At 63.0% G+C, this 24,137-nt stretch carries 27 protein-coding genes and 2 tRNA genes; 17 read left to right on the top strand and 12 right to left on the bottom strand.

All coding sequences use genetic code 11. The annotated features are described in order from the left end of the window. The first annotated feature begins 13 nt into the window (after positions 1-13). Positions 14-90: transfer RNA gene (locus INR38_RS24255), tRNA-Val, on the top strand. Between the two features lie 130 nt (positions 91-220). Further along, on the top strand, positions 221-634 hold the full coding sequence (locus INR38_RS24260) for a DUF1801 domain-containing protein (RefSeq protein WP_207444021.1): 414 nt from the start codon (positions 221-223) through the stop codon (positions 632-634). A 10-nt stretch (positions 635-644) separates the two neighbouring features. Here the strand turns inward: INR38_RS24260 and speG are convergent, their stop codons facing one another. Both speG and INR38_RS24270 read right to left on the bottom strand, forming a co-directional pair. Further along, the gene (speG, locus tag INR38_RS24265) at positions 645-1,175 is read right to left on the bottom strand and encodes a spermidine N1-acetyltransferase (RefSeq protein ID WP_012204707.1); all 531 of its coding nucleotides are present in this window, start codon (positions 1,173-1,175) and stop codon (positions 645-647) included. Between the two features lie 4 nt (positions 1,176-1,179). Continuing rightward, positions 1,180-1,860, bottom strand: coding sequence for a TetR/AcrR family transcriptional regulator (locus INR38_RS24270; protein WP_013803152.1), 681 nt, complete (start codon positions 1,858-1,860; stop codon positions 1,180-1,182). 323 nt (positions 1,861-2,183) lie between these two features. Between INR38_RS24270 and INR38_RS24275 the strand changes: the two genes are divergently transcribed. The 9 genes from INR38_RS24275 (at position 2,184) to INR38_RS24320 (ending at position 12,865) form a co-directional block, all read left to right on the top strand. Next, a complete protein-coding gene (locus tag INR38_RS24275) occupies positions 2,184-3,551 on the top strand; it encodes an NAD(P)-dependent oxidoreductase (protein WP_207444019.1) in 1,368 nt (455 codons plus the stop codon). Between the two features lie 34 nt (positions 3,552-3,585). Continuing rightward, complete coding sequence (gene preA, locus INR38_RS24280; protein ID WP_207444017.1) at positions 3,586-4,905, top strand: NAD-dependent dihydropyrimidine dehydrogenase subunit PreA; 1,320 nt, start codon at positions 3,586-3,588, stop codon at positions 4,903-4,905. Between the two features lie 131 nt (positions 4,906-5,036). Further along, positions 5,037-6,530, top strand: a complete 1,494-nt coding sequence (locus INR38_RS24285) for an NCS1 family nucleobase:cation symporter-1 (RefSeq protein ID WP_013803149.1) — start codon at positions 5,037-5,039, stop codon at positions 6,528-6,530. A 30-nt stretch (positions 6,531-6,560) separates the two neighbouring features. Continuing rightward, positions 6,561-8,021: a dihydropyrimidinase gene (hydA, locus tag INR38_RS24290; RefSeq protein ID WP_207444015.1), complete on the top strand. Its 1,461-nt coding sequence runs from the start codon at positions 6,561-6,563 to the stop codon at positions 8,019-8,021. A 24-nt stretch (positions 8,022-8,045) separates the two neighbouring features. Further along, complete coding sequence (locus tag INR38_RS24295) at positions 8,046-9,311, top strand: Zn-dependent hydrolase (RefSeq protein WP_012204713.1); 1,266 nt, start codon at positions 8,046-8,048, stop codon at positions 9,309-9,311. 70 nt (positions 9,312-9,381) lie between these two features. Next, positions 9,382-9,458: transfer RNA gene (locus tag INR38_RS24300), tRNA-Val, on the top strand. Between the two features lie 213 nt (positions 9,459-9,671). Next, a complete protein-coding gene (phaR, locus tag INR38_RS24305; RefSeq protein ID WP_043819348.1) occupies positions 9,672-10,211 on the top strand; it encodes a polyhydroxyalkanoate synthesis repressor PhaR in 540 nt (179 codons plus the stop codon). Between the two features lie 786 nt (positions 10,212-10,997). Beyond that, positions 10,998-12,206, top strand: a complete 1,209-nt coding sequence (locus INR38_RS24315) for a DNA cytosine methyltransferase (RefSeq protein WP_207444420.1) — start codon at positions 10,998-11,000, stop codon at positions 12,204-12,206. After that, positions 12,203-12,865 carry an Eco29kI family restriction endonuclease gene (locus INR38_RS24320; protein WP_043819346.1) on the top strand — a complete coding sequence of 221 codons (663 nt, stop codon included), beginning with the start codon at positions 12,203-12,205 and terminating at the stop codon, positions 12,863-12,865. Before INR38_RS24315 ends, INR38_RS24320 begins: the two co-directional genes overlap by 4 nt. Before the next feature lie 49 nt (positions 12,866-12,914). On the opposite strand, the gene INR38_RS24325 is transcribed toward INR38_RS24320, so the two are convergent. From INR38_RS24325 to INR38_RS24365, 10 genes are all read right to left on the bottom strand, one after another. After that, positions 12,915-13,187, bottom strand: coding sequence for a hypothetical protein (locus tag INR38_RS24325; protein WP_207444393.1), 273 nt, complete (start codon positions 13,185-13,187; stop codon positions 12,915-12,917). Then, the gene (locus tag INR38_RS24330; RefSeq protein ID WP_207444394.1) at positions 13,184-13,714 is read right to left on the bottom strand and encodes a hypothetical protein; all 531 of its coding nucleotides are present in this window, start codon (positions 13,712-13,714) and stop codon (positions 13,184-13,186) included. The genes INR38_RS24325 and INR38_RS24330 overlap by 4 nt, the downstream gene beginning before the upstream one ends. Continuing rightward, the gene (locus tag INR38_RS24335; protein ID WP_207444395.1) at positions 13,711-16,209 is read right to left on the bottom strand and encodes a ParB/RepB/Spo0J family partition protein; all 2,499 of its coding nucleotides are present in this window, start codon (positions 16,207-16,209) and stop codon (positions 13,711-13,713) included. Before INR38_RS24335 ends, INR38_RS24330 begins: the two co-directional genes overlap by 4 nt. After that, on the bottom strand, positions 16,206-16,535 hold the full coding sequence (locus tag INR38_RS24340; protein ID WP_207444396.1) for a hypothetical protein: 330 nt from the start codon (positions 16,533-16,535) through the stop codon (positions 16,206-16,208). The genes INR38_RS24335 and INR38_RS24340 overlap by 4 nt, the downstream gene beginning before the upstream one ends. Next, positions 16,528-16,866 (bottom strand): hypothetical protein, encoded by a 339-nt coding sequence (locus INR38_RS24345; RefSeq protein WP_052155259.1) that lies wholly within the window; start codon positions 16,864-16,866, stop codon positions 16,528-16,530. The genes INR38_RS24340 and INR38_RS24345 overlap by 8 nt, the downstream gene beginning before the upstream one ends. Beyond that, complete coding sequence (locus INR38_RS28920; protein ID WP_016445303.1) at positions 16,857-16,991, bottom strand: hypothetical protein; 135 nt, start codon at positions 16,989-16,991, stop codon at positions 16,857-16,859. Before INR38_RS28920 ends, INR38_RS24345 begins: the two co-directional genes overlap by 10 nt. Further along, entirely contained in the window at positions 16,988-17,119 is a 132-nt protein-coding gene (locus INR38_RS28925; RefSeq protein WP_278251450.1) for a hypothetical protein, read from the bottom strand. The genes INR38_RS28920 and INR38_RS28925 overlap by 4 nt, the downstream gene beginning before the upstream one ends. Further along, positions 17,119-17,412, bottom strand: a complete 294-nt coding sequence (locus INR38_RS24350; protein WP_207444397.1) for a hypothetical protein — start codon at positions 17,410-17,412, stop codon at positions 17,119-17,121. Before INR38_RS24350 ends, INR38_RS28925 begins: the two co-directional genes overlap by 1 nt. A 123-nt stretch (positions 17,413-17,535) precedes the next feature. Then, entirely contained in the window at positions 17,536-18,225 is a 690-nt protein-coding gene (locus tag INR38_RS28810; protein ID WP_242699177.1) for an XRE family transcriptional regulator, read from the bottom strand. A 542-nt stretch (positions 18,226-18,767) separates the two neighbouring features. After that, entirely contained in the window at positions 18,768-19,046 is a 279-nt protein-coding gene (locus INR38_RS24365) for a hypothetical protein (RefSeq protein WP_199961401.1), read from the bottom strand. A 105-nt stretch (positions 19,047-19,151) separates the two neighbouring features. Here INR38_RS24365 and INR38_RS24370 point away from each other — a divergent pair, with 105 nt between their 5' ends. From INR38_RS24370 to INR38_RS28815, 6 genes are all read left to right on the top strand, one after another. Beyond that, entirely contained in the window at positions 19,152-19,676 is a 525-nt protein-coding gene (locus INR38_RS24370) for a hypothetical protein (RefSeq protein WP_043819330.1), read from the top strand. 14 nt (positions 19,677-19,690) lie between these two features. Continuing rightward, positions 19,691-19,978, top strand: coding sequence for a hypothetical protein (locus INR38_RS24375; RefSeq protein WP_235264139.1), 288 nt, complete (start codon positions 19,691-19,693; stop codon positions 19,976-19,978). Between the two features lie 77 nt (positions 19,979-20,055). Beyond that, positions 20,056-22,512: a VapE domain-containing protein gene (locus INR38_RS24380; RefSeq protein ID WP_207444398.1), complete on the top strand. Its 2,457-nt coding sequence runs from the start codon at positions 20,056-20,058 to the stop codon at positions 22,510-22,512. A 387-nt stretch (positions 22,513-22,899) separates the two neighbouring features. After that, positions 22,900-23,211, top strand: a complete 312-nt coding sequence (locus INR38_RS24385; protein WP_207444399.1) for a hypothetical protein — start codon at positions 22,900-22,902, stop codon at positions 23,209-23,211. After that, positions 23,198-23,632, top strand: coding sequence for a hypothetical protein (locus tag INR38_RS24390; protein ID WP_207444400.1), 435 nt, complete (start codon positions 23,198-23,200; stop codon positions 23,630-23,632). Before INR38_RS24385 ends, INR38_RS24390 begins: the two co-directional genes overlap by 14 nt. Before the next feature lie 246 nt (positions 23,633-23,878). Further along, entirely contained in the window at positions 23,879-24,127 is a 249-nt protein-coding gene (locus tag INR38_RS28815; RefSeq protein WP_338127938.1) for an HNH endonuclease signature motif containing protein, read from the top strand. Positions 24,128-24,137: the final 10 nt, after the last annotated feature.

Consider the following 24,137-nt stretch of genomic DNA (forward strand, 5'->3'; position numbering starts at 1 on the left):
CTCGAACAAACACAGGCGCGTAGCTCAGCTGGTTAGAGCACCACCTTGACATGGTGGGGGTCGTTGGTTCGAGTCCAATCGCGCCTACCAATTTTCCATTGCCAGATGGAATGCAAAAAGCCTTCTGATCACTCAGAAGGCTTTTTTGTTTGTGCGTTCTCTCTGTGGTCTTGCCTTGGCCTGTCTTGTGATCGAACATGCATCACTTTGGGAGACATGGATGATCAAGACAGTTTCGCCCGAGGCGGCCGCGTCGGCCGGCGTATTGATCAACCAGCGCATTGCCGAGCTGGGCGGCTGGCGCGGCGAGGTGCTGGCGCATGTGCGCCGGCTCATCTTGCAAGCGCTTCCGGACGTGGCGGAAGAGTGGAAATGGTCGGTGCCGGTCTGGTCGTGCAGCGGCATTCTGTGCACGGGCGAGGCCTACCAATCGGCCGTGAAGCTCACCTTTCCCAAAGGCGCATCGCTGGCCGACCCGCAGCACCTGTTCAATGCCAGCCTTGAAGGCAAGGTGCGCCGTGCCATCGATATCCGCGAGGGCGAGGAGATCGATGCGCAAGCGTTCAAGGACTTGGTGCGCGAGGCAGCCGCCCTCAACGAGACGGCAGCCAGGAAGAGGTCGCCGAAAGGATGAAGGTCCGCGCTCAGGTGCCGATGCCGGCCTGTGCCTGCAGGTAGTCGTTTTGCAGCAGGTACATGCGGATGGCGTTGCGGTACTGGCCGTTGGCGAAGAACTCGTCGATCAGCACGCCTTCCTGTACGAAGCCTATGCGCGCGTAGATGTGGATGGCCTTCTCGTTCTCCTGGTCCACATGGAGAAAGATCTTGTGCAGGTTGAGCGTCTTGAAGCCATAGTCCAGCGCCAGCCGCGTTGCCTGGGCCGCGATGCCCTGGCCTTGCTGCTCGGGGGCGATGATGATCTGGAATTCGGCGCGTCGGTGGATCAGGTCGATCTCCACCAGCTCGACGAGACCGGCGCGATCGCCCTGGTGCTCGACGATGAAGCGGCGCTCGGTCTGGTCGTGCACGTGGGCGTCATAGAGCGCGGAAAGCTCGTCGAAGGTCTCGTAAGGCTCCTCGAACCAGTAGCGCATGATGGCGGCATTGTTGTTGAGCAGATGCACGGAGCGCAGATCTTCGCGCTCCAGGGGTCTCAGGCGGATGCTGTGATTCATGCGCTCATTGTGCGAGAGCCGCGGTATCCGGCTGCAGGCCACGGATTACCAGCCGGTAGATCAGATCGGCCGCCGTGTCGTAGTCGTCGGCGGTCAGTTCCGGCCGGCCCAGCAGCAGCGCGAACTGGGCCTGCTGATCGGCATAGGCCTGGGTCACGGACCAGAGGATGAACATCAGGTGGGTGAAATCCACGCGGGCAATCTTGCCCTGCGCCACCCAGCGCTCGAAGGCCTGCACGTCGGCTGCCAGCGCCGGGCCCACCTGGCTCGCTATGGCCTGTCCGAAGCGGGGCGCGCCGGCCATCACCTCGCGCGTGAAGACACGGGAGCCATGGGGCCGTTCGCGCGAGGACTGCAGCTTGGCCCGGATGTAGATGCGCAGGGCCTCCGCAGGGTCGTCGCCGCGCAGCAGGTCGGACATGCCGGCCAGCCACTGCGTCAGCACGTCGCCCAGCACGCGCAGGTACAGCTCCTCCTTGCTGGCGAAGTAGTACAGCAGGTTGTGGCGGCTCAGGCCGGCGTCGTGCGCGATCAGTTCCAGCGATGCGCCTTCGAAGCCGTATTGCGCAAAGTGAAGCTCGGCCGTCTGCAGGATGTTCAGTTCCTTGCGCAGGCGTGCAGCCGTGGGTTTGCGCGTGGCCGATCGCGCCAGGGAAGGGGGCGCATTGTCAGAAAGGGTTGCCATTGCGCAGATGGTAAGTCGGGATAAGTGGCGCCATTTTGGTGCGATTGTCTGGCATCTTTCTTGCTGACGACTTTCTGGGTGATTTTACTGATTGGTAAATTTTTTCACCCGCGTAAATTCCGTTCCACCCCCAGTGCGCCCGAAAGAGGCGTCACTTACACATGCGAGGACCACGATGAAACCTCCGAAGACTGTGTTGTTGGATCCGGGGCCGTTCAGGAGTCCTTCCTGCGGCCCGCCTTGCGTTGTCCGAGATGGCCTGGCGTGCACCTGCATGCCGCGGCCCCTTTCACGCCCTCAATCCTGACTCTGGAGGATGCACCATGGATAGCCCCGCGCAACGCGCCTGCGGCATTGCCGCCGGCCGCCTGAACCTGGCCGACTACGCGGCCAATTTCTCCGACGCCCATCCCGCGCTGAACCGTTCCCAGGCCTTGATCGAGGCCGAGCGCTGCTACTACTGCTATGACGCGCCGTGCACCACGGCCTGCCCCACCAGCATCGATGTGCCGGCCTTCATCGCCCGCATTGCCCAGGACAACGTCCGTGGCGCGGCGCGAGAAATCCTGACGGCCAACCCGCTGGGCGGCATGTGTTCCCGCGTCTGTCCCACGGAGCAGCTGTGCGAGCAGGCCTGCGTGCGCAACACCCAGGAAGACAAGCCGGTCGAAATTGGTGCACTGCAACGCTATGCGACCGATGCCTTCATGGCCTCCGATGGTGCACCGCTGTTCCAGCGTGCCGCCGCCACGGGTCGCAAGGTGGCCGTGGTCGGGGCAGGGCCTGCCGGCCTGACCTGCGCCCATCAGCTGGCGCTGCAGGGCCACGAGGTGGTGCTGTTCGACGCCCGGCCCAAACTGGGCGGGCTCAATGAATACGGCCTGGCCAGCTACAAGACTCCGGGCGATTTTGCGCAGAAGGAAATCGACTGGCTGCTGTCCGTGGGCGGTATCACGCCGCGCAACAACCAGCGGCTGGGGCGAGATTTCACGCTGGATTCGCTGCTGGCAGAGCATGACGCCGTATTCCTCGGCCTGGGCCTGGCGGGCGTCAATGCGCTGGGCGCGGCCGAGCCGCAGGCCGAAGGCTTGCGCAATGCGGTGGACTTCATTGCCGACATCCGCCAGGCGGCCGATAAATCCACGATGCCGGTGGGCCGGCGCGTGGTGGTGATCGGCGGCGGCATGACGGCGGTGGATGCGTCCGTGCAGGCCAGGCTGCTGGGCGCCGACGAGGTCACCATGTTCTATCGCCGGGGCAAGGATGCGCTGTCCGCCTCCTGGGTGGAGCAGGAATGGGCGCAGACCCATGGCGTCAACCTGCGGCTGTGGGCCGCGCCCCAGGAGATCCTGGTGCAGGACGGCAAGGTCTGCGGCGTGCGCATGGCCAGCACCCGCATGGAGGGCGACAGGCTGCAGGTGACGCAGGAGGTGTTCGACGTGCCGGCCGACATGGTGCTCAAGGCCATTGGCCAGACCTATGTCGCCACGTCGGCGGGCGCGGCCATTGCCTTGCGTGACGGCCGTATCGACACCGACGACGAAGGCCGCACCAGCGTGCCGCGCGTGTGGGCCGGCGGCGACTGCCGCGCCGGTGGCCAGGACCTGACCGTGCAGGCGGTGGAGCACGGCAAGGTCGCCGCGCGAGCCATGCACCAGGCGCTGACCAGCGCCGTGGCGGCCGGGGTTTGAGCGGCTGTGCCCGCGCTTTTCAAGGAGCATTGACATGGCAGACATCAGCAGCCGCTTTCTGGGCATTTCCAGCCCCAATCCGTTCTGGCTGGCCTCGGCACCGCCCACGGACAAGGAGATCAACGTCACCCGCGCATTCGAGGCCGGCTGGGGCGGCGTGGTGTGGAAGACGCTGGGCGAGGACCCGCATGTGGTCAACGTGAACGGGCCACGCTACTCCACCCTCATGGCGCAGGACCGGCGCGTGATCGGCCTGAACAACATCGAGCTGATCACCGACCGGCCGCTGCGCACCAACCTGGAGGAGATGACCCGCGTGAAGAAGGCCTGGCCTGACCGCGCGCTGATCGCCTCGCTGATGGTGCCCTGCGTGGAGGAAAGCTGGAAGCGCATCCTGCCCATGGTGGAGGACACCGGCGCCGACGGGCTGGAGCTGAACTTCGGCTGCCCGCACGGCATGAGCGAGCGCGGCATGGGCGCGGCCGTGGGCCAGGTGCCCGAGTACATCCAGATGGTCACGCAGTGGTGCAAGCAGTACAGCCGGCTGCCGGTGATCGTGAAGCTCACGCCCAACATCACCGACGTGCGCTTTCCGGCGCGGGCGGCCAAGGCCGGCGGCGCGGATGCGGTGTCCCTGATCAACACCATCAACTCGCTGATGGGCGTGAACCTGGACACCCTGGTCATGCACCCCAGCACCGACGGCCAGGGCTCGCACGGCGGCTACTGCGGCCCGGCCGTGAAACCCATCGCCCAGAACATGGTGGCCGAGATCGCGCGCGACCCGCAGACGGCGGGCCTGCCCATCTCGGGGATTGGCGGCATCACCACCTGGAAGGACGCGGCCGAATACATCGCGCTGGGATGCGGCAATGTCCAGGTATGCACGGCGGCCATGGTCTACGGCTTTCGCATCGTGCAGGACATGTGCGACGGGCTGTCCAACTACATGGACGCGCACGGCTTTGCGCGCATCGAGGACTTCCAGGGCCGGGCCGTGCCCACGGTCAGGGACTGGAAGGACCTCAACCTCAACCACATCGACAAGGCCGTCATCAACCAGGACAGCTGCATCCAGTGCGGGCGCTGCCACGTGGCCTGCGAGGACACCTCCCACCAGGCCATCACCTTCAGCAAGGAGGGCGGTGTGCGCCGGTTCGAGGTGGATGACACCGAATGCGTGGGCTGCAACCTGTGCGTGTCCATTTGCCCCGTGCCCGAATGCATCACCATGCGCAGCCTGCAGCCGGGCGAGGTGGACCCCCGCACCGGCCAGACGGTCACCGGGGAGTATGCGAACTGGACCACGCATCCGAACAACCCCATGCGCCAGGCCGTGACGGCGCAGGGCTAAGGGGGCATTGCGGCAGGTTGGCGCACGGCCCGCATCCGGGCCGACCTGGCACGAAATGCGCTTGATGGAAAAGGTCAGACCCTGGATCAGCAATGGATTGGTGATTTCTCTCTTCGAGAAGGAGCTTCGCAATGTCGCATGCCCCGCATTCCGGTGAGTCCACAGGCAGCCTGTGGAACCACGACCTCGCACCCACGCTGCCTAGCCAGCGCACCTGGACCTGGTACCACTTCGCCGCCCTGTGGATAGGCATGGTGATGTGCATCCCGGCATACACGCTGGCCGCCAGCATGATCACGAACGGAATGTCGTGGTCGCAGGCGGTGATGACGGTGTTCCTTGGCAATCTCATCGTGCTGATTCCCATGCTGCTCATCGGCCATGCCGGGGCCAGGTACGGCATTCCCTTTGCCGTGCTGGCCCGTGCCTCGTTCGGCACCCATGGCGCCAAGCTGCCGGCCTTGCTGCGGGCCCTGGTGGCCTGTGGCTGGTACGGCATCCAGACCTGGTTCGGCGGCATGATGATCTACACCCTGCTGGGCGTGCTGCTGGGCCATCCGCTGGAAGGCGAGAAGATCGCGGGCCTGGGCATCAATGTGGGGCAGCTGGTGTGCTTTCTGGTGTTCTGGGCGATCCAGTTCTACTTCGTGGTGCATGGCATAGAGTCCATCCGCAAGCTGGAGACCTGGACTGCGCCGCTCAAGATCCTGATCTGCTTCGTGCTGCTGGGCTGGGTCTACCAGAAGGCCGGCGGCTTCGGCCCCATCATGGAGCAGCCTTCGCAGTACGCGCCGGGCGGCCCCAAGGCGGGCCAGTTCATGTCGGTGTTCTGGCCGTCGCTGACGGCCATGGTGGGCTTCTGGGCCACGCTGGCCTTGAACATTCCGGACTTCACGCGCTTTGCCAAGTCGCAGAAGGACCAGGTCGTGGGACAGGCCATCGGCCTGCCGGTGCCCATGGGGCTGCTGGCCATGCTGGCGGTGGTGGTGACATCGGGCACCGTGGTGATCTACGGCAAGGCCCTGTGGGACCCCGTCGATGTCGCCAGCCGCATGACGGGGGCGGCCGTGCTGATCGCGCTGATCGTGCTGCTGATCGACACCGTGAGCGTGAACCTGGCGGCCAACCTGGTCGGGCCGGCCTATGACTTCTCCGCCCTGGCGCCCAAGAAGATCAGCTACCGCGTGGGTGGCTACATGACGGTGGCCATTGCCATCGTGATGATGCCCTGGAAGATTCTGGAATCGACCGAGGGCTACATCTTCACCTGGCTGATCGGCTACTCGGCCCTGCTGGGGCCGATCGCGGGCATTCTGATGGTGGACTACTTCCTGGTGCGCAAAAAGCAGCTGGTGGTGGAAGACCTGTACAGGGAAGAGGGCGTCTACCGCTACTCCAACGGCTGGAACTGGGTGGCCGTGGCGGCCTTCGCCCTGGGCGTGGCGCCCAACCTGCCCGGCTTCCTGCACGCGGCGTTCCCCGCTGCATTCCCGAACGTGGGTGATTTCTTCAAGCATGCCTATGACTACGCATGGTTCATCGGCCTGTTCATTGCCGGCGTGGTCTACCGCATCGGCATGGCAGGCCAGGTGACCAAGGGCGCACCCGCGCTGAGCAAGGCATAGGCCGGACCAACCAACAGGAGGCATGACGTTATGGGTCAATCACAGGGTTCGGTATGGGTGCGTGGCGGCACGGTGGTGAATGCAGACCGGCAGGAGAAGGCCGACGTGCTGTGTGTGGATGGGGTGATCGCTGCCGTGGGGCCGGATGTGGCGGCCCTGGTGCCGGCCGGGGCACAGGTGATCGATGCCTCGGGGCAGTTCGTCATGCCCGGCGGCATCGATCCGCACACCCACATGCAACTGCCCTTCATGGGCACGGTCACGGCCGATGACTTCTACACCGGCACGGCGGCGGCGCTGGCCGGTGGCACCACCAGCATCATCGATTTCGTCATTCCCGATCCGCAGGAGCCGCTGCTGGACGCCTACCGCAAATGGCGTGGCTGGGCCGAGAAGGCTGCGGCCGACTACTCCTTCCACGTGGCCGTCACCTGGTGGAGCGACAGCGTTCATGCTGATATGGGCACGCTGGTGCGCGAGGAGGGCATCAACAGCTTCAAGCACTTCATGGCCTACAAGAACGCCATCATGTGCGACGACGAAACCCTGGTGAACAGCTTCAAGCGCGCGCTGGAGCTGGGCGCCATGCCCACGGTGCATGCCGAAAACGGCGAGCTGGTCTACCTGCTGCAGCAGGAAGTGGCCAAGATGGGCATCACCGGGCCCGAGGGCCATCCGCTGGCCCGCCCGCCCATGGTGGAGGCCGAGGCGGCCAACCGCGCCATCGCCATCGCCGGCGTGCTGGGCGTGCCCATCTACGTGGTGCACGTCAGCTGCACCGAGGCGGCGCAGGCCATTGCCGCTGCCCGTGCGCGCGGCCAGCGTGTGTATGGCGAGGTGCTGGCCGGCCATCTGGTGATCGACGAAAGCGTGTACCGCGACCCCGACTTTGCCAAGGCCGCCGCCCATGTGATGAGCCCGCCTTTCCGTGCCAAGGGCCACCAGGAGGCCTTGTGGCAGGGCCTGCAGTCGGGCCAGCTGCACACCACGGCCACCGACCATTGCACCTTCTGCGCCGCGCAGAAAGCCATGGGCCGGGACAACTTCGCCAAGATCCCCAACGGCACCGGCGGCGTGGAAGAGCGCCTGGCCGTGATCTGGGATGCGGGTGTGAACACCGGCCGGCTGACGCCCAGCGAATTCGTGGCCATCACCTCGGCCAACACCGCCAGGCTGTTCAACATCTATCCGCGCAAGGGCCTGGTCGGCGTGGGGGCCGATGCCGATCTGGTCGTCTGGGACCCTGCCGCTACCCACACCCTGTCGGTCAAGACCCAGCATTCCAAGGGCGACTACAACATCTTCGAGGGCCGTACCGTGCAGGGCATGCCCAGCCACACCATCAGCCAGGGCGTGGTGGCCTATGCGCAGGGCGATCTGCGCGCCGAGATGGGCAAGGGGCGCTATATCAAGCGCCCGGCCTTCGGCCCCAACTTCGACGCGGTGCAGCGCCGTGCCGCCACGCTGCAGCCCACGGCCGTGGTGCGCTGAAGCCCGAATGACAAGGAGACCGCAATGGATACAGATACCCAAGTGAAGCAGGACATCGCGCAGCTGCGCGTCAACGGAAGCCGGCTGTGGGATTCACTCATGGAGCTGGCGCAGATCGGCGCCACGCCCAAGGGCGGCGTCTGCCGCCTGACGCTGACCGACCTGGACCGCCAGGGCCGTGATCTGGTGACCCGCTGGGCGCGCGAGGCGGGCATGACGGTGACCATCGACAAGATCGGCAACGGCTTCATGCGCCGGCCCGGGCGCGACAACAGCCTGCCGCCCATCATGACGGGCAGCCACATCGACACCCAGCCCACGGGCGGCAAGTTCGACGGTAACTACGGCGTGCTGGCGGGGCTGGAGGTGGTGCGCACGCTCAACGACCACGGCATCGAGACCGAAGCGCCCATCGAGGTGGCCTTCTGGACGAACGAGGAAGGCTCGCGCTTCGTGCCGGTGATGATGGGCTCGGGCGTGTTCGCCAAGGCCTTCACGCTGGAGCATGCCTATGCGGCTACCGACTCCGAAGGCAAGACCGTCAAGGGCGAGCTCGAGCGCATCGGCTATGTGGGCAGCCAGGAACCGGGCGACCACCCGATCGGCGCCTACTTCGAATCCCACATCGAACAGGGCCCGGTGCTGGAGGACAACGCCAGGACCATTGGCGTGGTCACCGGCGTGCTGGGCATCCGCTGGTATGACTGCGTGGTCACGGGCATGGAAGCCCATGCCGGCCCCACGCCCATGGCCCTGCGCAAGGATGCGCTGCAGGCGGCCGCGCAGCTCATGCAGGAAGTGGTGGCCTGCGCCCACCGCCATCCGCCCCACGGGCGCGGCACGGTGGGCATGGTGCAGGTCCATCCCAACAGCCGCAACGTGATCCCGGGGCAGGTCAAATTCAGCATCGACCTGCGCAACGCCACCGATGCCGATTGCGAAGCCATGGACGCCGACATCCGCGCCGTGGCCGACCGCATCAGCCGGGAGACGGGCCTGCCCATAGCGATCAACCTGGTGTCCAGCTACCCCGCCCAACCCTTCCATGCCGACTGCGTGGATGCGGTGGCGCGCGCCGCCAAGGCCCTGGGCTACTCGCACATGCCCGTCGTCTCGGGCGCTGGGCATGATGCGGTCTACATGGCGCGGCTGGCGCCGGCCGGCATGGTATTCATCCCCTGCAAGGACGGCATCAGCCACAACGAGATCGAGGATGCCACGCCGGCCGACATCACCGCAGGCTGCAATGTGCTGATGCACGCCATGCTGGAACGCGCCAGGGTGCTGTGATCGGAAAAACTGCGCAACTTGCCCGGAAGCCCTGTTTTGCACTGCTATACTTGCGGCTTCAACAAACGACAGGCGCGTAGCTCAGCTGGTTAGAGCACCACCTTGACATGGTGGGGGTCGTTGGTTCGAGTCCAATCGCGCCTACCAAACAAAGCAGTCTCACCAGGGGCTGCAGAAAATCCCGCTTCAAGCGGGATTTTTTTTGCCCGGACGGCGGCAAGGCGACCATTCGCTCTGTCGCATGCGTTGATCACCATCAGGGTTACTGCTGCGCCAGGTGCTGTGTGCGCTGCCTAGAATCTGTTGCAGTGCAATAGATCAATTGCCCGTACAAGCACGTACAAGAGGAGAAGCATTGCAATGCAAGAGACGACAACAGCCGCCGCCCCCAGCGCCCAGCGCGTGATCAAGAAATACCCCAACCGCCGTCTCTACGACACCAACACGTCCTCCTACATCACGCTGACGGAAGTCAAGCAGCTGGTAATGAGCAATGAGCCCGTGGTGGTCAAGGACGCCAAGAGCGGCGAAGACCTCACGCGCAGCATCCTGCTGCAGATCATTCTGGAAGAAGAGGCCGGCGGCGCGCCCATGTTCTCCGAGACCGTGCTGGCCAACATCATCCGTTTCTACGGCCATGCCATGCAGGGCTACATGGGCTCCTACCTGGAAAAGAACGTGCAGATGTTCACCGACTTCCAGAACAAGCTGGCCGAGCAGGCCCAGGGCACCTCGCCCGAGGCCTGGAGCCAGTTCATGCGCATGCAGCCGCCCGCCATGCAGAACATGATGAGCAGCTACATGGAGCAGTCGCAGAACATGTTCACCCAGATGCAGGACCAGATGCAAAAGCAGACCGAGCAGATGCTGGGTGCGCTCGGGATCAAGCGCAATAGCTGAGCTTGCAGGGATAAGTTCAGGGGCGGTTTACCAAGTTCTCGCAGAACTGGGACAATATCGCCCCTATGACCCCCACGAGCGACGCAACAACCATGACAACCCCTGCAGGCGCGGCCGCTCCGCGCGTGGGCTTCGTGTCTCTTGGGTGCCCATAGGATACTCAATATATCCGTCGTATTGGTTGTTTTGGCTGTGGAATCCGTTTCATGGCAGGCCATCGTCAGGGCCTAGGAACAACCGGATGAGTTGCTGCCGCCTCTGCAGCATGGCGACTGCTAGGCGACACAAACGGTGCTGTCCGTGAGACGAACAAGTTGCCGTGCGGATCACGTTGAACCGCCATACAGCGGCCTCTAACTGTTTAAAATCACAGCATGGATACTTTGACACGCCGGCAGCGGTCCGAGCGCTTGGCAAGGGTCCGGGGCTGCGATACCGTGATGCTCAGCCTGAGTTGGCGGTGCGCTGGGGTATCGATTCGCTTGCATGGTCGAAAATTGCCCTGGAGACCTAACCTGGTCTTCGTGGGGAGTTGTAGAGCACTTTTCGTGCGCGGCTGCTTTTGGCTCATGTGTGGCGGTTGTGCACTAGCTCGCATGCCGATGCTGCCGCTGGAGTTTGGGTAGCCCTAGTTGGAGGGCTGCCGTGCGCTAGAAGCGGTGCAACTGGTGCTATTGCGGGGGCTGGGTTGGGACGTGTTGGTGGTTGGGAGTGCGAGTTGCGCGACCTTGATGCCTTGATGCCGCGCATCGATGCATCTCTGAACGAGAACAAAGGAACGAAATGATGCGAGCAGTCGAGCTATTCGCGGGTGCGGGGGGGCTGGCCATGGGCGTAAGCTTGGCCGGCTTCAAATCGCTGGCCGTGGTGGAGTGGGACAAATGGGCCTGCGACACCGTGCGGGAGAACCAGCGACGTGGCTATCCTCTGGTGAATGGCTGGCCGTTGCATGAAGGCGATGTGCGCGACATGGACTGGTCCGCGATCCCCCAAAATATTGAGCTGTTGGCCGGTGGACCACCTTGTCAACCCTTTTCAATGGGAGGCAAGCACCAGGCGCACGATGACAAGCGCGACATGTTCCCGGCTACTGTCAACGTGGTGCGTAAGCTTCGCCCAAAAACCTTCATTGTGGAAAACGTGAAAGGACTCACGCGTTCAAGCTTCGCGAACTACTACGAATACATCAAGTTGCAGCTGGAGTTCCCAGAAGCTCCGCGACGAAATCATGAAAGCTGGTTTGACCACCTGATGCGTCTGCAAACGGAAAAGACCTCGGGCCGCATGCACGATCTGACCTACAACGTGACGGCCACGCTTGTGAACGCTGCAGACTACGGTATCCCACAAAAGCGCGAACGTGTGTTCATCGTGGGAACCCGATCCGACCTAGCGATTGACTGGCACTTTCCGGATGCCACTCATAGCGAGGCGGCCCTGCTGCATGCCCAGTGGGTGACTGGTGAGTATTGGGACCGTCACAAGGTAGCCAAGCGCGACCGCCCTCAGCCCCCCGCGAAGATGGCCAAGCGCATTCAAGCATTGGCCGCCAAGCCACCAACCACTTTGCCTTGGCGTACTGTGCGCGATGCCATCGCCGATCTGCCTGATCCGCGCACGCGTGCTGCGGCTGGCATACGCGACCATAAGTTTCAAGATGGCGCCAAGGTCTATCCTGGTCACACTGGCAGTCCACTGGATCAACCAGCCAAGACCATCAAGGCAGGCGACCATGGCGTGCCAGGTGGCGAGAACATGATGGTGCTGCCCGATGGCAGCGTACGCTACTTCTCCGCGCGCGAGACGGCTCGCATACAGACCTTTCCGGATGGCTATGTATTCCACGGTTCATGGACGGAAACCATGCGCCAACTGGGCAATGCAGTACCGGTGGCATTGGGGCGCCTCGTGGCCTCATCCGTCGGTGAGGCACTGATACGCGCAGAACTCAATCAACTGCGGGCCACTGTGGGCAGCGCGAGGGTGGCCGCATGAAGTCAGCCGAGATCATCCCTTTCAATCCACTTGACAAGAAGAACCTAGGTGCCAGCGTGGCCGAGGCACTGGTGAGCCAGCCAGTACATTCCTTGGGTAAACTCGAGACCTTCTTTGGCACCGGTATCTATGCAATCTACTATCACGGTGATTACGTTTCCTATGGGGCCATCTCGAAGCCAAATCAGGCGAACAAAGGAAATCCTGTAATCCCGATCTATGTTGGCAAGGCCGTGCCACAAGGGGCTCGCAAGGGTAAGGTGATGCCAGACCCCACTAAGTCCAAAGCACTGTTTGGGCGTCTGCAAGAGCATGCGGATTCCATTTTGTCCACCGATACACTGGACATTAACGACTTCACCTGCCGATATTTGGTCGTGGATGAGATCTGGATTCCCTTGGGCGAGTCGCTGATGATCACCAAGTTTTCGCCCCTATGGAACCTTTTTCTTGAAGGTTTTGGCAACCATGATCCCGGCAATGGCCGCTACAACGGCCTGAGTCCCAAATGGGATACCCTACATCCAGGCCGGGCTTGGGCATTGAAATGCAAGCAGCGCGAGGAAACTCCGGCGGATATACAACGGGAAGTACAGAGCTACCTTGCCAGCATGACGTTGCCTGATACGCCTCACTTTGTTGGGCGGCAAGATATCTAGAAAAAGCCCGTAGAGCAAGTTCTACGCGCTTTTTATGTAGAAGGGAGTGTCATGCTTCCTCGACTGCACCAGCATTGCCAGCTTTGATGGGGTTGCTCAGGATGCGAAGGAAACCTTTGCCCTGCAGAAAGTTGCGGTAAGAGTTTACGGCCACTGCCTGGGCCTCGCGAGCCACCTCCTTGCCTGAGGCGATTACTTGGCCATCTTCAGTGATGATGGCCAAGCGTCCCGGTTTGCCGTTGATGCTAACGCTCAACCCCTCATGGCTCACTGCGCTGATTTGCACGCCGTCTATAGCGCCAGTAGGTTGTGTGCCGATCATGCGTGTGCCTCCTTTCTGCTCTTGCGGTACGGCCTGGTCATGACTAGGTCGCTATCAGCTTGGAGCATCTCGCCACCGCTGCTCTCCGTACGAGCGATCAGCCTGCGCGTCACTTCTTGGATCTCGTGGGCCGTCAACTGCTGCAACTGGAATTCATGCAGGTCAATCGCGGTCGTGAGGGCGTCCAGCTCGTAGAAGTGCACTGCGCTTGGGTGCCAGGCGCCGCCGGCGCGGCAGCGGGCAAAGTAGGCTTCGCATGCTGCCTGGGCGCTGTCGAAGTGTTCGGCCAGGCCGTGGACGATGCCCCCGCGTTCTATCTCCTGGGCCACATGGATAGTGCTGTGCATGACAGTTGCGTGTAGCTCCGTGGCTGTGCCGGCGCGGATCTGCGCGAAGCATTCGCGCACGGGGTCGATGATTGAGGCGATCTCTTTGCTCGTCAGCTTGGTGCCGTGGTGATTGATCACGGCAAACGTGTTGGGACGACCAGCCCAGCGACTGCGGAAAGGTTTGCGGCGTCCGTTCATGCCAAGCTCTCCAGTTCCTTGGTATCGAAGATTGCTGCCTTGGCCACGGTGCCAGGCTTGCCCGAGAACTCCACTTTCCAGCCTTCTGCCGTGCATGCCCTGACGGTGCCTTCTCTCCAGCGATAGGCGCTACCCGGATTGAGTACGCGCACGCGCTTGCCTACGATGGGGTCTGCTGTGTAGCACTCCAGTTCCTCCGGCTCAAAGCCTGTGCGCTGGCCCACTCCGGCGCCAAATTCCACGATCAGTGCCAGATCTCCGAGGCGCACCACGCCTACGCGGCCGCACTCTTTGCGTGGGCGCCCGGTTGTGCCCTTGAGGCCAGCTTTCACGCGCACCAGGTCGCCGGGCTCGAAGGTGATTGCCTGGCTCGTGGCTGCTTGATCTGCTGCCCCGGTGCCGGCGTCCGCACTGTCCTGGCCATCGTCAGTGGGGGCAGTCTGCGCGGGCGCAGACTGCTGCGCGTCAGGGGTCTTGGCTTGGTGCAAATCAGCGGCCGCAGGAGAGGGCGGCAGGCCCTGCGCAGCGTCAGCTGCGACTGGGCCTGCATCGTCGCCCTGTGCGGCTGCAGCCGCACCTTGAATGGGTGCCTGCGCGTCAGCGACAGGCGCCCCCTCGTCGCTCTGCGCGGCTGCGGCCGCGCCTGATTCTTGGTCTTGGAGCGCGGCCGCGATAGCGGCCGAGGCTTCGGCGGCAGTCGTCTTCGGCTCGGCGCTCGCACGCGCAGCGGGGGATTTTTTGGCTTTGCCCTTCGCGCGACTCTCGCCAGCGCGCGCAGCGGGATCAAGGGGTAGATCCGCCTTCGGAGCGGCAGGTTTGACGGGGGCAATCTTCGGCAGATGCTTGTCGGCCGCTGCAATCTGGACCTCTTTGATTACAGCCTGCAGGCGCTCCTGCAGCACAGCGCCGGCCACCAGCATCAGGCCCTCATTCGGCGTGCCGTTGTAGGGGTTGTGCGTGGCGCGGCTGTCGCCCTGCATGATGCACAGTAGCTGCAGGAAATCGGGGTTGACGGTTTCCTTGGCGTACTCGATCAGCGCGGCATGGGCGCCCACTCGGTCGAAGCCGAGCACATCAGCAATGGCCTGTGCGTCGTCGGTCCCGAGGCTTTTGACGGAGCGCAGGGCGAGATAGCGATGCACGTCCATGGTGAAGGCCGGGGGCTGTTCGGCATTGAGGGTGTTCCATGCGCGATCCAGCAGGGCATCGCGCCATCCCTGTTCGAACTTGGCCTGTGCCTTCGCTTCGGCCTGGGCCTTCTTGGCCTCGGAGAACTGCCGCGCTTCCTTGGCCACTTTCTCGGACGCCTTCGCCTGGCCGTCCACGATCTTCAGGAGGCGCAGCACCGTCTCATTGGGCAGGGCATCAACCAGCTCACCCTTGCGGCGGGGGCTTTCGATCTTGACCGGCTGGATGCCCTCGGCCTTCATCTGGTCGCCGATGATTTTTCGCAGCGGGTGGTCGCCTGGGCTGTCCTCGATGGCGTCCAGACGGCGATAGCCGAGCAGCTTCTCGTTGTAGCCCTGGGCCTGAAGCTCTGCAGCTTCCTTGCCAACGATGACGGTATGCCCTTTGTCTTTGGCTTCCTGCACGATGCGGGCCGTGTGTGCTTCGGCCTTGGCCTCATAGCAGGACTTGTCAGTGCAGATGTCTGCACGGCCCATTTCCTTTTTCAGCTCCGCATTGGCGCCGGTGCGCTTGCTGCAGTCCGCGCAACTGCCAGCGGAAGGCACCAGGCTGGCGTCTGTGATCGTGAACTTGGCCCGGTCCAGGCGCACCATGTACTCGTTTTGCACAAGATCCTCGCACGCGCGGTAGCTGGGCTTCTCCCCTTGCCAGTCGGTGCGAGTGATGTCTTTGAGTGCTTTGATTTGAAGTTGTGCACTGGGGATGCGTGCCAGCAACTGCGCGCGGCTGAAGTCAATGTCCCCTTTGCGCAGCACCTCGCGGACCTCTTCGCACAGGTCGAGGATCTTCATGACGTTGAAAACGTAGGTGCGGCTCTTGCCCACGTCCTCCGCGATTTTCTCAGCCGTGGTTTCTCCGAGGTCCAGCAGTTCCCGATAGCCTTCGGCTTCTTCGAGCTTCGTGATATCGGTACGCTGCAGGTTCTCAATGACGGCCGCGCGCAGGGCGTCAGCGTCCGACATCGGGCGGATCATTGCGGGGATTTCGGCCACGCCTGCGAGCTGGCTGGCGCGCCAACGGCGTTCCCCTGCCACCAGTTCGTACTGCGCGCGCTCGCGCTTCTCGCCCTTCGCAATTTGCTGCTCATCGCCAATGCGCGACTCGGGCAGGGGGCGCAGCAGGATGGGCTGCAGCGCGCCGCCCGTGGCTTTGATTGAGTCGGCCAGCTCCTGTAGCTTCGCTTGGTCGAAGTGCTTGCGCGGGTTGCGCAGGCTTCGTGCAATGCTCATGACGGGCACATGCAGCATCAGGGCGCCTGCGCCAGGCGTGGGCATGGCAGCGGTTTGGGTGTCGTGTGTGCTGGTCATGCTGCAAGTCCTTCCTGCTGCCCCTTGATGCCGAAGGCGCGCCGAGCCGCGTTGCGGACCTCGGCGCTGACGCTGTACCCGAACTCCTCCGGGTCCAGCAGATCGCGCACCAGGGCAACGCAGGCGGCTGTGTCGGGATCGACGCGCGGGCTGTCATAGATCACACGGCGGCAGGCCGGTTGCCGCTGGATGTGCTGGATCATTTCCAGTGCTGCGGATTCTTGGGGCGCCAGAGGCGCGCCTACGCGAGGTGTTCGCAGATCCGATTCGACTTGGACCGCGCCAGGGCCGACATGCTTGATTTCGATGACGATTGCTTTAGCCATGAGCGGCCTCCAGAAGTTGCATTTGGGGTTGGATGGGGGCGGGCTCATGCAGGGGCTGGATGTCGCTGCAGTGGCCCAGGGTGTGGCGGATCTGGTGGACGGGCGCGGTGATGGATACACGCATGCCGCGCTTGAATGACTTGGCGCGCTGCTGGGCTTGCGCGCGGGCTGCTGGCGGGTAGACCTGCTCTGCCTTCACCGGCAACTGGCCGGGACCATCGCTGTCGATCAGCAGGCAGAGCACGGGCATGGGTGTGCTATCCACGCCCTGCGGCAGCGTGCGCACCTCGGCGTCTTGCACCAGGGTGCCGGTGATCAAAATCAAAGCCATGGCGCGCCCCCGAACTTGATGGCAAGGAGGGCGCCGAACATGGCCAGGACCAGCCAGCGCAGCACGATGCGGCGGACGCGGCGCGGACGGTAGGGACCATCCATCTCGAACGGTGGGCGGCTCATCGTGCGGCCCTCGCGCTGATCGGGCGGCTGTTGCCGAAGAGGGCCATTGCGCGGGCGATGGCATCAGCGGCGCCGGTCGCGCGGATCGTGTGGCGCGTGCGGCCGCATGTGACGGTGTAGAGGGCCATCACTCGCCCCTTGCGGCGTCGGTCAGCTCAACGCCGGCCAGGCCAGGGATGGACATCAGCACGTCGATGACGTGGCTGTCCGGTGGCGGGATATCGAGGGCGATGTATGCCGCACTGGCGGCCTGCAGGATGCCTTGCTGCAGCCGCACATTGGCGGCGTCGCACATGGCGGCGAGTCGATGGGGCCAAAGCAGGCGTTCAGGCTGCTGGATGTGCCGCTGCAGCGGCGTCGTGTCTACGGCGAGAGAGAGGGTGCAGACGTGTGCACTGTCTGCTGAACTGCTGCATTGCATGCCGGGCCTCCTATGCGGTGGAGGGCGCGCGGCGATGCAGGCCACTGCGCCCGCCTGGGCGATAGCTCAGGCAGGCGAATTACAAATCAATTTGTTGATTGTGTCAACAAGGTAATTTGTAGATCAAGGAAGCGTTCCGAAAGATGCATCCACAACTATCCCGCTGAACGTGTCCCCGGGTTTCATTTCCAGGTACTTGTGCGGCCAGTCAGGATTGATGGCTTCCAGGTAGGGTTTGCCATCGATGACCGTGTAGCGCTTGAAGGTTGCTTCGTTGTCGGCTTCCCTTCGCGCGATCACGAACTGGCCGGGAGTGGGATCTTTGTCAGGATTGACGAACAGCAGCATCCCCTCGGGAAATGAGTAGCGCCCTTGACGATTCGTCATGGAATCGCCTCTAACGCGCAACACATAGCCTCGCGGGCCGAGGTTGTGCGGACTCATGTACCAGTGTTCCGCTTGATAAGGGGTGAATGCTTCGCAGTTTCCATTCCACGCGCCAGCCTGCACCCAGGTGATGAGCGGATAGAGAGCACCCTGTCGGACATCGGGACCGGGTTCAATGTTCGAGGGAGCAGATACATCCGTCGGCTCCCCCTGGCCCGTCGCAAGCCATACAGCACTCACTTTCAGTGCTTCTGCGATCTTCACCAAGTGTTTGCTGCCAGTCGCATTGTTCTTAGGGTCCAGCAAATACTGAATTGCCTGCGGCTTCACGCCCACCGCACGTGCTAGCTCGCTCTGGCTGGGCGTGTTGGCACGTTCCATGGCTATGCGGATGCGTTCGGCAAGTTGTGGATTCTGTTCAGGCATGGACTGATGCTACAAATTTCTTTGTTTTGTCGGTTGCAAAATTCTTTGTAGTAAGATACAAAGCAGCTTGTTATGAACCAACAAACTGCTTTGAATCCTCACGACGCGCTGCTTGCTGCCATCAAGAAGGCAGGTGGCCAAGCCGCGCTTGCTCGTCTCCTCGGCAAGAAGCAGGGGCATGTGTCGTATTGGCTGGACTCTGGGAACGGAGTCCCAGCTGAGTACTGCCCTCTCATCGAGGAGGGCACTGGGGTTCTCTGTGAACAGTTGAGGCCGTGTGTGCGCTGGGACGTTCTGTTGCGCCGTGGCGCTCATACGGTGGGAGACACCAGTGCATAGGCTTTTCTCCCCCTCCAGCCTCCCGGCAACGTCGCCCGGGATTCGTCTCCTTCCCCAACTTGGTGCTGCACGCGCGGGAAGGCGTGTGCGGCTTGCGTTGCTGGCTGGAGTGGGGCTTTTTTTATCTCGCAGGAGGTTTGCTATGGACCAAGACACTTCGGTGCGCCGGAAGTACTACAGCGCTATGCACCGGGCGGGCCTGTTCACAGCCGGCCAGCTGCGCTATCTCGAAAGATTGCCTGCTGATGGATCTGAGTCAGCAACTCCTTCGTGCTCCCTACATGGCTTCGATAGGCGTCAAGCATTGCCTCGCTGCCCTGGCTGTTCAGCAGATGGCCTTCCACTTCAGGCCCGTTCTTCTCGAATTCTTGTCGGATCGCTTTCAGTGATTGCGCTGGGAGCGTGCGCAGCACTGCTTCAAGCAGCACGGCGGAAGCGATGAGCTGGCCTTGCAGCCTATCTGGGGAAATCTGTTCATCCATGTCCGTACTCCTGTGTGTCTTCGATGGTGTGTGTGGAAGCCTCCATCGTAGCCATGGCAGGGGCGGGCGCCATCCTGAAATTTCCAGCGTTCAAGGGGAGCCCCAATGACTCGCCGCTACTCCAGCGCCGATTGGCGCGACATCTTCTACAACGCTGTACGCGAGGCGCCGGGCGGTGTTACTGCTGCGGCCGCGTTTCTCACGGACCGGCGCGAGAAGGCCATTCACCCGGAAGACCTGCGCCGCCGGCTGCGTGGTGCTGACGGAGAGTCGCTGAGCACAGAAATGCTTGAGTTACTGAGCGAGTGGCTGATTGACATGGGCAGGCCGGATGCCAGGCGCTGGCTCCAGTCTTTCAACGCGCGGTTCTCGATGGCTGCGGCGTACCTGCCGCCACCGCCAGAAGGTGGCTGGGCCTGCGAGGCCTCGGCCATCAGGCAGAAGGTCATGCAGATCACAGCAAAAAACGGTTTGCTCGCCGGGATCTGCTCCCGCGTGACGGAAGACAACCAGATCGACAGCACTGAGTGCGATGAGCTGGAAGCGGGCTGCATGGAAATCATCGAGCTGGTGTTTCGACTGCGCCGCAATGCGCGCCGTGCTGCTGGCAGGTCGGAGGACTTCACATGAGGCCTGCAGGCGAAGTGAGCACCACGCTGCTGCATGTGGTGGAGAGCCTTTGGACGCCCGAGCGCGGTCCAACGCTCAGCGAGATTTCAGCGGCGGCTGCTGTCGCTGGAGTCGCGGTATCTGCGGCCCGCACCACGGTGGCCAACATGAAGCGCTATGGCCGCCTGGTCATTTGCGGGGAGCGCAAGGTGCCAGGGCGCAACAGGCCAGCAGCCGAGTATGGCCTGCCCCAACCGATTTCAAAAACCGCCGCGAACGATGCGGCTTTCGGCCTGGCACAGGCCATTCAACTTTGGGGGTAGTTCGCTGATGGGTTCGTTGCATGTCGTCGGTGTTGGGGACGCCGATGTGATGTTTTCGTGGGTGCGTGGAGGCCGCTATGTCTGACGAAAAGCCAGCATTGCCCGCCGCCCCGGTCCCGGTGTGGGACAGCATTCCCGCTGAGCTTGCGCAGCGTCAGCAATGGGTGCTGTGGAAGTTTGAATGGGATGCCCGTCGCTCGGCATGGCTCAAGGTGCCGTACTACGTGGGCGGAGGCCGTCGCTCCGGCGATCAGGGCAGCGACAGGGACCGCCAGCGGCTTGCAACACTGCCTGTAGTTCGTGCAGCCTTCGAGCGCAAGCAGGCACTTGCGGATGCGTGGAGCGGGATCGGCTTCGGCTTCCTGCCGGGCGATGGCCTGATTGGCATCGACCTGGACAAGCATGTAGACCCAGCCACCGGGGAGATGTCTGAGCGCTGCAAAAAGATCATTGCGGCCTTCCACACGTTCACGGAAATATCACCCAGCGGCACCGGTGTGCATCTATACCTGCAGGGGCACACCCAGACGGCCAAGAGCAATGACATCGGCGTGGAGATGTTTTGCGAGCGGCAGTATTTCACGGTCACGGGCAGGCATGTGGCGGGCACGCCCTTGGAGGTGTCGCAGGCCGATGAATCGGCGATCCGCCGCATGCACGCCACGATTCAAGAGGCGAAGGAAAAGCGGCAGGCGCCTGCATCTCCCCAGCCTTCCCGGCCAGCGCAGCAGGTCGCAGGGGTCGGTGAGAGCCGCAATGATTTTGCTCGCGTCAACGAGCAGGCGATGCGTGCCTTGCACGTCTGGGTGCCTGCCCTGTTTGGAGGGCGTGAGCAAAAGAGCCCGAAGGGCTATCGCATCACATCAAAAGCGCTGGGCCGAGACCTCCAGGAGGACATCTCCATCCATGCCGATGGCCTGGACGATGGAATCATGGATTGGGGTGTGGCGGATATGGGCGATGCGCGCGGAGGCCGCCGCTCGCCCATTGATCTTGTGATGGAGTGGGGTCCTGGGACGGCCAAGCCGGCCGAGGCCTTGAAGTGGCTCGCAGGCGTGCTGGGCATCGTGCTTCAGCCCCCAAAACCTAATCGCGCGAACGAGCGTGCTCCCGCTGGGGGGGATGCTGTTGCGCCAGGCGCTGCTGAGGCTGCTGCTGGGGACGGCGGCGATGCCGACAAGCCCAAGAAGGGCAAGCGCAAGCCGAGCCACGACGGCGAGTTGACGGCGCTCTATGACAAGCTGGTGTGGGGCAAAAACTCATACATGGACTGCCGTCCCAACGTGATGTATTGCCTTCAGTTGGACCCGGCCCTGGCAGGCCTGGCCCGATACAACACCTTCACGATGGCCGTAGACCGCAGCCGCGAGGCGCCATGGGGACGGGAGGCGGGCGCCTGGGATGAAGAGGACGACATGATGCTGGGCGAGTATCTGTTGCAGTCGCACTCGCTCAACATCAACTCCAAGGGCACGCTGCGGGACGGTGCTGTCATGGCTGCCCTGCAGGACAAGTACAACCCGATTGAGGATCTGATCCGTTCCGAGACATGGGACGGTGAGCAGCGGCTTGAGCACTGGCTTACCAAGGTGTACGGCATCGAGGAGCGGCCCTATACGCGCCTCATCGGCAAGTGTTTCATGATGGGCCTGGTCAACCGCGCCATCAACCCGGGCTGCAAGTTCGACTACATGCTGATCCTTAAGGGGGATCAGGGCCTCAAAAAGTCATCGGCCTGGCGTGCACTGGCCTACCCGTATTTCACGGACAACGCGATCCGTGTGGGCGACAAGGACAGCCAGCTGGCCCAGCAGATGGCCTGGATCGTGGAGTCGGCCGAGCTGGAGTCTCTGAACAAGGCCGAGTCCACGGCGATCAAGCAATACCTCTCAGCACAAGAGGACTGGTTCCGCCCGCCGTATGGCGCGCAGATGGTCAAGTCCAAGCGCCATTTCGTCAACGTGGGCACCACGAATGCCGACACGTTCCTGCGTGATGCCACGGGTGATCGCCGCTTTTGGCCACTGGAGGTGCACCAGGTCAACGCGGACGCATTGATCGAGATGCGCGGCCAACTGCTGGCCGAGGCGCTGCACCGCCTCAATGCCGGGGAGCGCTATTGGCCGGACAGGGACGAGGAAAAGACCCTGATCTTTCCTGAGCAAGAACCTTTCAAGCGGTCCGATCCCTGGGAAGACCTGTTGGATGCCTATGTCAACGGCAACGATGGCCTGCACGTCAACGATCCCGCGCCGTTGCGGCGCCAGTTCTTCCCGCGCACTGAGCTGTACCAGGTGCTGCAGATCAAGCCCGACAGGGTGGACAACGCGGGCCAGATGGACACGCGGATCAGCAATGCAATGAAGTCGCTGGGCTTCAAGGTGCACAGGGAAAGCACCGGCCTTCGCAAGCGCGGCTTTCTCCGGCAGCCCAAGGATGCGGTCACGCCCGTGCTGGCGGCCGCTCCTGCTGCGCAGGAAGCCCCTCAGTGGCCGTATGACGCGCCGGGGGAGGGTGATGACCTCCCGATCTGATTTCAACGCTGTGGAGCACAGCGGGATGCCTCGCGGGCTGGTCACGCCCCGGCTGGGTGGATGCGTCTGCATCCGCGTTGCCGGTCCTGTCGCCACCGCCGTCCTGCCGTCCACCGTTCGTCCGCCCCGGGGTGGACGGCGTAAGTGATTGATTTTCATGGGTGAATCGGCGATCCGTCCACCCGTCCACCGCCGCGTGCAGACGTGTGCACATGGGCGTGTGTGCGGACAGGCGGGCGCGTGTCTGCGCGCTCGCGTGCGGGCCGTCTTTTATTTTTTTCTGTGGTCGGGATGGACAGATGGACAGATTGAGGATTGGCGCGGGTTTGCGCCGTCCTCCCCTCGTCCACCCGTCGTCCATGCCGTTGATCTGTTGGGGAGTTGAGGATGAACAAACCAGCCAGCTTGAGAGACCGGATGCCTGAAACAGCGGATTGGGTGGACCAGAAGCGTGTCGAGTGGGGCAGGGACTACGTGGACCAGTGCATCCGCCGATCCTTGCGCGGCGAGCCGGGGTGGTTCTATGCGATGGAGGGCGGCAAGGTGCTTGGCACGCCCTGGCCCATGGATGCCCTGGCGCCACTGGTTGGCAGCGGTACCCGCACAGTGGCACAGCTGCAGGCTGCTGCGGTGCTTCTGGGCGTTGGCTTTGCTGGGTTCATGCGTGAGCCGGAAGGGAATGCACATGGCGCGCATTGAGCGAATCAGGCAGCGGCTGGAGAACTGGGCACTGTGGAGATCCAGGCTCGACAGCAACAGCCTGGGGTATCACACGGTCAACGTGCTGGCGGTGGATGTCTGGGGACGCAACAGCTACAACGGCAGCCAGATTCCGCACGTCGAGCAGGAAGCAGAGGAGACAGACCAGGCTGTGCAGGAGATGGAGCAAGCAAAGGCTCATCTCTATGACACGGTGTACGCCTACTACCTGCAAGACCTGGGAGTGTCGAGCATCGCCCGCACCTTGGGCAAAGGGCCGAGCACTATCCATGCCCAACTTGGCCAGGCCGACCAGTTCATTGACCGATGGCTGCAGGAGCAGCAACGCATCAGAGAAGAGCGCGAGGCGCTGGCCCGTGGCCGTGAGTACATGCGGCGCGCGGGGAGTTTTACAACATAGAGAGTTGGGCTACATTTGCGGCAAGCTAGTGCTCAGTGACCCCAACCACTGGACACATGCCAGCCCCGCCCGGTGCAGACCCGGCGGGGCTTTTCTTTTGGCTTCACAGGAGACATCGCCGTGCCATCAGCTGCCCCGCGTCCGTGTTCGCATCCGGGCTGTGGCGTGCTGGTCCGTGATGGCTCGGGCCGGTGTCCAAAGCATCCCAAACAGTCCTGGGCAAAGAAGCCCACAGCCGCCAAGCGCGTGACGGGCCGCAAGCTCCAGCAGTTGCGCAAAGAACTGTTCGAGCGTGAGCCGCTGTGCCGGCCCTGTTATCGCAAGGGCATCGTGACCCTTGCGACCCAGCGGGACCATGAGATCCCATTGGAAGAGGGTGGGACCGATACCAAAGACAACGAGCAACCCATTTGCGCCGACTGTCATGACGAGAAGTCAAAGGCTGAGCGAGCGCGCGGGGTGCGGCGTGCTTGGGCTGGATATCGGGAGGGATGAGCCCGCCCGA

This window comes from Delftia sp. SD018 (genome assembly GCF_017355445.1).
Taxonomy (GTDB): domain Bacteria; phylum Pseudomonadota; class Gammaproteobacteria; order Burkholderiales; family Burkholderiaceae_C; genus Comamonas; species Comamonas acidovorans.

What these genes read in the sequence shown, in the direction of transcription:
- INR38_RS24295 (WP_012204713.1), top strand. Translation starts at nt 8,046, where the DNA reads ATGGATACAGATACCCAAGTGAAGCAGGACATCGCGCAGCTGCGCGTC.
- INR38_RS24345 (WP_052155259.1), bottom strand. Translation starts at nt 16,866, where the DNA reads ATGGCTTTGATTTTGATCACCGGCACCCTGGTGCAAGACGCCGAGGTG.
- INR38_RS24390 (WP_207444400.1), top strand. Translation starts at nt 23,198, where the DNA reads ATGGCGCGCATTGAGCGAATCAGGCAGCGGCTGGAGAACTGGGCACTG.
- INR38_RS24270 (WP_013803152.1), bottom strand. Translation starts at nt 1,860, where the DNA reads ATGGCAACCCTTTCTGACAATGCGCCCCCTTCCCTGGCGCGATCGGCC.
- INR38_RS28920 (WP_016445303.1), bottom strand. Translation starts at nt 16,991, where the DNA reads ATGAGCCGCCCACCGTTCGAGATGGATGGTCCCTACCGTCCGCGCCGC.
- INR38_RS28925 (WP_278251450.1), bottom strand. Translation starts at nt 17,119, where the DNA reads ATGGCCCTCTACACCGTCACATGCGGCCGCACGCGCCACACGATCCGC.
- INR38_RS24370 (WP_043819330.1), top strand. Translation starts at nt 19,152, where the DNA reads ATGACTCGCCGCTACTCCAGCGCCGATTGGCGCGACATCTTCTACAAC.
- INR38_RS24325 (WP_207444393.1), bottom strand. Translation starts at nt 13,187, where the DNA reads ATGATCGGCACACAACCTACTGGCGCTATAGACGGCGTGCAAATCAGC.
- speG (WP_012204707.1), bottom strand. Translation starts at nt 1,175, where the DNA reads ATGAATCACAGCATCCGCCTGAGACCCCTGGAGCGCGAAGATCTGCGC.
- INR38_RS24350 (WP_207444397.1), bottom strand. Translation starts at nt 17,412, where the DNA reads ATGCAATGCAGCAGTTCAGCAGACAGTGCACACGTCTGCACCCTCTCT.
- INR38_RS24275 (WP_207444019.1), top strand. Translation starts at nt 2,184, where the DNA reads ATGGATAGCCCCGCGCAACGCGCCTGCGGCATTGCCGCCGGCCGCCTG.
- hydA (WP_207444015.1), top strand. Translation starts at nt 6,561, where the DNA reads ATGGGTCAATCACAGGGTTCGGTATGGGTGCGTGGCGGCACGGTGGTG.
- INR38_RS24285 (WP_013803149.1), top strand. Translation starts at nt 5,037, where the DNA reads ATGTCGCATGCCCCGCATTCCGGTGAGTCCACAGGCAGCCTGTGGAAC.
- INR38_RS24320 (WP_043819346.1), top strand. Translation starts at nt 12,203, where the DNA reads ATGAAGTCAGCCGAGATCATCCCTTTCAATCCACTTGACAAGAAGAAC.
- INR38_RS28810 (WP_242699177.1), bottom strand. Translation starts at nt 18,225, where the DNA reads ATGCCTGAACAGAATCCACAACTTGCCGAACGCATCCGCATAGCCATG.
- INR38_RS24340 (WP_207444396.1), bottom strand. Translation starts at nt 16,535, where the DNA reads ATGGCTAAAGCAATCGTCATCGAAATCAAGCATGTCGGCCCTGGCGCG.
- INR38_RS24330 (WP_207444394.1), bottom strand. Translation starts at nt 13,714, where the DNA reads ATGAACGGACGCCGCAAACCTTTCCGCAGTCGCTGGGCTGGTCGTCCC.
- INR38_RS24365 (WP_199961401.1), bottom strand. Translation starts at nt 19,046, where the DNA reads ATGGATGAACAGATTTCCCCAGATAGGCTGCAAGGCCAGCTCATCGCT.
- INR38_RS24385 (WP_207444399.1), top strand. Translation starts at nt 22,900, where the DNA reads ATGAACAAACCAGCCAGCTTGAGAGACCGGATGCCTGAAACAGCGGAT.
- INR38_RS24315 (WP_207444420.1), top strand. Translation starts at nt 10,998, where the DNA reads ATGCGAGCAGTCGAGCTATTCGCGGGTGCGGGGGGGCTGGCCATGGGC.
- INR38_RS24380 (WP_207444398.1), top strand. Translation starts at nt 20,056, where the DNA reads ATGTCTGACGAAAAGCCAGCATTGCCCGCCGCCCCGGTCCCGGTGTGG.
- INR38_RS24335 (WP_207444395.1), bottom strand. Translation starts at nt 16,209, where the DNA reads ATGACCAGCACACACGACACCCAAACCGCTGCCATGCCCACGCCTGGC.
- preA (WP_207444017.1), top strand. Translation starts at nt 3,586, where the DNA reads ATGGCAGACATCAGCAGCCGCTTTCTGGGCATTTCCAGCCCCAATCCG.
- phaR (WP_043819348.1), top strand. Translation starts at nt 9,672, where the DNA reads ATGCAAGAGACGACAACAGCCGCCGCCCCCAGCGCCCAGCGCGTGATC.
- INR38_RS24260 (WP_207444021.1), top strand. Translation starts at nt 221, where the DNA reads ATGATCAAGACAGTTTCGCCCGAGGCGGCCGCGTCGGCCGGCGTATTG.